The sequence below is a fragment of the Gallibacterium anatis DSM 16844 = F 149 genome (genome assembly GCF_000379785.1).
Taxonomy (GTDB): domain Bacteria; phylum Pseudomonadota; class Gammaproteobacteria; order Enterobacterales; family Pasteurellaceae; genus Gallibacterium; species Gallibacterium anatis.
Map to the genome: position 1 here is coordinate 1 of NZ_KB903756.1, position 5358 is coordinate 5358.

Below are 5358 nucleotides of genomic sequence, written 5' to 3' on the forward strand. Positions count from 1 at the left end.
GGTCTTTTGGAACGAGTTGTTCGAGACTTATCATCTCGATTTCATATTGGAGTGAGGGTGTATTTTTGAGCATAGGCATTTCCTTTTTTCGATATGCCTATTAGATCAAACCTCTAGAGGTATGTCTAGAGGTTTGTCAGCAGTCTGAGGTGCAGCTTTTTTTGAGCTGCACCTTTCTCAATTCTGCTTATTCAGCAGTAAGTTTTTTTGAGAAAACTAAAAAAGTATTTCCTAAGCTACCTATTCGGTAGTAATATCATTATAAGTAATCAACTATTGCCATCTATTTATCTCATAATGTTTCAAAGTTTACCTTATTCTTTCTTATTTAAACAGATTTAAACGATCAAATTTATAAATCAATACACCCATACTTTTTTAATTTTCTTAGTTGAAAAAATACAATTAATGTACATAATGCAAGTTATTCAATACCAAAAAAGGAGCGACTGCTATGCTAAAAGCAAAAATCCTATCATTCTTAACAGAGTTGGCTGCAAAAAAATTAGCGCCATTGGAGAAAAAACGAGAAAAAATAACAGCCATAAATGAACTTTCAGCTTTAGATGAAAAAATTAAGCAAATAAAGGCAGAATACCACCTCGACACTTGGATGGAGAAAGCTGCAAATCAAATGTCAAAGCAGTTATCCTTTGCAACGCATCTCTCCAAAGCCGTGCATCCAGATTCTAAAGGCAATAATATCGCCTTCAAGGCACAGAATCACACTCTTCCTTTTGTGGGTTCCCATTTAATAGACAAAGCAATTATTGATGCCAGTGGCAATGCAGCAGCTTTACCACTAGCAGCACTATTCGATTTGGTTATTGATGAGCAACATAATCTTCGATTACGCGATTTATTGCTTGAGGACTCCACCTTGTTAGATGGCGTTTTCTCCGATGATGAAGAAAAATCAACACAATACAAAACGTTATTTCAGCAAGCTTTGATCACTAACATTACTAAACCTGTAACTTATGAGAGAAACAAGCAACTTCTTTGGCCTAACAATAGACAGGCTATTTCAGAGGATAATTACACTTGTTTGATTCCGTTATATCCCTCTTCGCTTGCTCATCTTTTATACAATAAAATTCAGGATATTCGTTATTCCGAGCACTATAAAGAAATCCGAGAAAATCGTAAAAAAGGGGGGATAACTCAACAGTCTTATCCTACAATAAAGAGCTTAGCCACTATTCCATTAGGTGGAGCACAACCACAAAATATCTCTCAACTAAATAGTAGACAACGAGGCAAGCATTACTTATTGCCTTCATTACCTCCGGTTTTTTCATCTTCAAAGACAAACATATCTGATGATACATTGTTCAACAGGCATTTATATTTTCAATGCCAATTATTTTTTAACGATCTCTTTGCTGTCGTATCATCCCCATATAATGTCTATACCGAACGAGACAAACGCGATGCAGCTATCGAAAATATCATTGAGGTCATTTTCAGTATTGCTCAAATTTATCAACAAAAACCTGCCGGATGGAGTAAAAATTATCAACATTTAGATATTAGCCAAAAATATTGGTTAGATCCTGAACGCGCAAATTTGGATGGTGAAGTGGAATTTAAGACAAAATTTGAAAAAGCAAATTGGCATAATGACATTGCCAAACAATTCGCCCATTGGGTTAATTCCCAGCTAAAACAGAAGTTTCCAAATATTCGACAAGATTTTTCAGAACCAGAATTCAACGAATGGCGAAAAGCCTTTAAACGTGCGCTAAAAAGAAAATAGGAGCATTTATGTCAGAAGCTAATTTTTACTTATTGTTAAAAAATATAGAAATTCATCAAGCCAATGCTATTTCCGGTCCATTAACTTACGGCTTTCCGGCAATAAGTGGCTTTATCGGCGCAATTCATCGTCTCAATAGAACATTACAATCGGATTATCCTGACATTGCTTTGGATGGCGTACTGATTGCCTGTAATAATTACACCTTACAAACTTATCGTCATCATCAATACGCTGACTATACTTTTAAACAATCTCGTAATCCTATAAAAAAAGATGGTTCATCCTCCTCTTTTATTGCAGAGGGGAAAATTGATCTCAATGTGAGCCTAGTTATTGAAGTGATTGCCAGTGGAGAGTTACAAGATGATCTTGCAGATGACGAAAAAGCTAACAAATTTGTTGAAAACATTGAACTACTAATTAAACAGCAACGCATTGCTGGCGGATACGTGTTAAATAGCCCTACGGGGCAACTTTTCTCACTCGCCGAAGGTGAAGCCATTTTAAAAAAATTACAGCCAGCTTTTATCTTAATGGATGCTCAACTCCAATTAGCGTCCATTACCAAAGAATTACAAACCGGTTTTAAACACCAAATTCACAATAATCAAGTACAGCTGGTTCAAGATGAAAATCAGCAACCGGTGCTTTCTCACTATCCTGCAAATCCAGAGGCTACTGAACTAGATGCGCTACTCGAAATTGCCTGTTTGCACCATATTCCTACTCAACAACAAAACTCCGTGAAATGGACAATTAAATCTGCAAAACAAGATCGAGGTTGGTTAGTTCCTATTCCTATCGGCTATCAAGGTATCTATCCCCCATTTAACGCCGGAGAAATGTTAAATAGCAGAGCACCGCAATACCCTCACCAATACGTTGAAACTATTTACAGCTTGGGGCAATGGGTCTTCCCATATCGATTACAACAACAGTTTGAGCACTGTTTTTGGCGATATTCTAACCCTCAAGATAATTTATATTTATATACTCAAGGAGAATCAAAATGAGCACTATAACCACCGCTACCGTACTCGCTTTCGAACGACGTCTAGATATTTCTGATGCTGTTTTTTCACAAAAATCCTCTTCAACCGGGCAATCAGCACCAGTGAGGATTACAGAAAAGGCAGTACGAGGAACAATATCTAATCGCTTAAAAAATGCCATTGCAAACGATCCAGTAAAACTAGATGCTGAAATTCAAAAAGCTAACTTACAAACTGTCGATATTGCGGCATTGGATCACGATAAAGATACATTAATTGTCAGCTGGAGTTGTAAAGTATTACCTTTTACAGGTCAGCCAAATGTATGTAACAATCCTGAATATCAAAAAGTTCTCGAAGAAACTGTACAAAATTATCTGAATAACACTGGTTTAAGCGAACTCGCTTATCGTTATGCTTATAATATTATTAATGCACGTTGGTTGTGGCGGAACCGAATGAATGCAGAAAAAATTAACATCAAAATCAAATTTAACAACTCCGATGAAATGCTGGAATTCAAAGATGTAAAACCTTTTTCTTTGAATAATTTTGATCATAAAGATGAAAAATTAACCAAATTGGCGATATACATTGAAAAAGGTTTTAAAGGAGAACAATTCGTTTTAATCAATATTGAAGCCGAAGTGTTAATGGGGAAAGGTCAAGAAGTTTACCCATCTCAAGAATTAATTTTAGATAATTCTTCTGCTAGAAAAAGCAAAATTCTCTATCAAATCAATGATATTGCTGGTATCCATTCACAAAAAATCGGTAACGCCATTCGTACTATCGACACTTGGTATGAACCAAATGCGGCATTCCCAATTTCTGTAGAACCTTATGGCGCAGTAACTACATTAGGAAGGGCTTTCCGACAACCGAAACAAAAACTGGATTTCTATACTCTTTTTGATGACTGGATCTTAAGAGGTCAAGCACCAACGCCAGAACAACAGTATTTTGTCATAGCCGTGTTGATTCGAGGGGGTATTTTTGGTGCGAGCGGCAAGGAGTAATTATAATGAACAAACTCACGCATTACATTGAAATAGAAGCAATTCCCCAAATCGAAATTGCGTACAGCGAAGTAATGTCTTTTGCGATGCAAACATTGCACAAAGTTCTTCCCTCCTTTGAGGGAAGAATCGGCTTGGGATTTCCCCAATATCAACGGAATTATGGCTTAGGGAGAAAAATCCGAATTTTTGGCTCAGAAGACGATCTAACACTGCTTTTACTCAAAATTGATGCTTTAAAAAATTACTTTATTATCAATGAAATAGCTCCTATCCCTGAAAAAACAACAGCTGTCCGTTACCAACGGATACAACATAAAGGGAAAAGTGCTTTACGCCGTGCAGAAAAACGTATGAAACACAGAAAAGAATTTTCAGCTGAAATTTTAGAAAAAATGGAGGCTAAACAAGCGCAAATCAAACGTTACCCACATGTTTTCTTAAAAAGTAGCAGCACTCATCAAGCAAAAATGTTACTGGAAATAAGGCAAATAATATGTTCTAAGCCTAATGAGGGGCAATTTACGGGATATGGTTTAAGTCAAGCTGCATCAGCCACTGTTCCTCACTTTTAATCAATAACCCTTTTTTGGAGATACTAAAAAATCTATCAAAATATCAATAGGTTATAAAACACCTCTAAAAAAGGTTTTTTATCTTAAAATGTTCTTTAACAATTGACTCTCCTTATATCGTAAGGTATTTGTGTCTACTTCACTGCCGCATAGGCAGCTTAGAAAATTGCAAAGTGTGTTATGACGCACTCCCTGTACTTCACTGCCGCATAGGCAGCTTAGAAAGTTTAACCGTTTAAACACTATTTAGCTAGTGACTTCACTGCCGCATAGGCAGCTTAGAAACCAACAAAGGAGGTAAAAATGGAAAAATCAAACTTCACTGCCGCATAGGCAGCTTAGAAAGTTATTACACCGTTTAACGGTTAAACAGTCTACTTCACTGCCGCATAGGCAGCTTAGAAAAAGAACATTTATTTGATGACTTTATCATAACACTTCACTGCCGCATAGGCAGCTTAGAAATTAGCCAATAGGCTGTTCATTGTTGATTGATACTTCACTGCCGCATAGGCAGCTTAGAAATAATTTAATCGCGAATTTAACTATTAAATTACCTTCACTGCCGCATGGAAATTTTAAAATACAATTACTTGATTAAATCAGGTTTAAATAGGATTTAAACAATATTTAAATCCTATTGTTCATCTTTTTTACACCAAAATCCCAAAAATTCATTAAACTTCCACTCTGTTTCAGTTTGCCCTTTCTGCGGCAATGAAACGGTTGCATAATGCAATGCAACTATTTCAAGTTTGTCATTATTCAATGCATCTGCTAATTCATCCAACACCGTACTCAAGGGAGAAACAAGCCAAGGCTTAATTTGATCTGCACCCCAAAAGTTGGACTTATTATCCAACAACATACAAAGGTGCAGATTTTTTATGACTAAATATAACCAAACATTTAAACAACAAGTGGTAGATTTCTACTTTCAACACGAGGAAAACCTTTCTTTAACCTGTCGTACATTTACCGTGTCTAAACGCACATTAAGGCGTTGGATT

General features: G+C 36.2%; 5 protein-coding genes and 1 CRISPR repeat array. Of the genes, 4 read left to right on the forward strand and 1 reads right to left on the reverse strand.

Features of this window, described 5'->3' with window-relative positions:
- Positions 1-454: 454 nt before the first annotated feature.
- From csy1 to cas6f, 4 genes are read left to right on the forward strand one after another with little or no spacing between them, the layout of a single operon-like run.
- Positions 455-1759 carry a type I-F CRISPR-associated protein Csy1 gene (gene csy1 / locus A3EO_RS0112025; RefSeq protein ID WP_018347332.1) on the forward strand — a complete coding sequence of 435 codons (1305 nt, stop codon included), beginning with the start codon at positions 455-457 and terminating at the stop codon, positions 1757-1759.
- A gap of 8 nt (positions 1760-1767) precedes the next feature.
- Positions 1768-2775, forward strand: a complete 1008-nt coding sequence (gene csy2 / locus A3EO_RS0112030) for a type I-F CRISPR-associated protein Csy2 (protein WP_018347333.1) — start codon at positions 1768-1770, stop codon at positions 2773-2775.
- On the forward strand, positions 2772-3773 hold the full coding sequence (gene csy3, locus A3EO_RS0112035; protein WP_018347334.1) for a type I-F CRISPR-associated protein Csy3: 1002 nt from the start codon (positions 2772-2774) through the stop codon (positions 3771-3773). Before csy2 ends, csy3 begins: the two co-directional genes overlap by 4 nt.
- 5 nt (positions 3774-3778) lie before the next feature.
- Entirely contained in the window at positions 3779-4348 is a 570-nt protein-coding gene (cas6f, locus tag A3EO_RS0112040; protein ID WP_018347335.1) for a type I-F CRISPR-associated endoribonuclease Cas6/Csy4, read from the forward strand.
- A 136-nt stretch (positions 4349-4484) separates the two neighbouring features.
- Positions 4485-4873: a CRISPR direct-repeat array (repeat unit 29 nt; unit sequence ACTTCACTGCCGCATAGGCAGCTTAGAAA).
- A 112-nt stretch (positions 4874-4985) separates the two neighbouring features.
- On the opposite strand, the gene A3EO_RS0112045 is transcribed toward cas6f, so the two are convergent.
- Positions 4986-5216, reverse strand: a complete 231-nt coding sequence (locus A3EO_RS0112045) for a hypothetical protein (protein ID WP_018347336.1) — start codon at positions 5214-5216, stop codon at positions 4986-4988.
- Between the last annotated feature and the right edge of the window lie 142 nt (positions 5217-5358).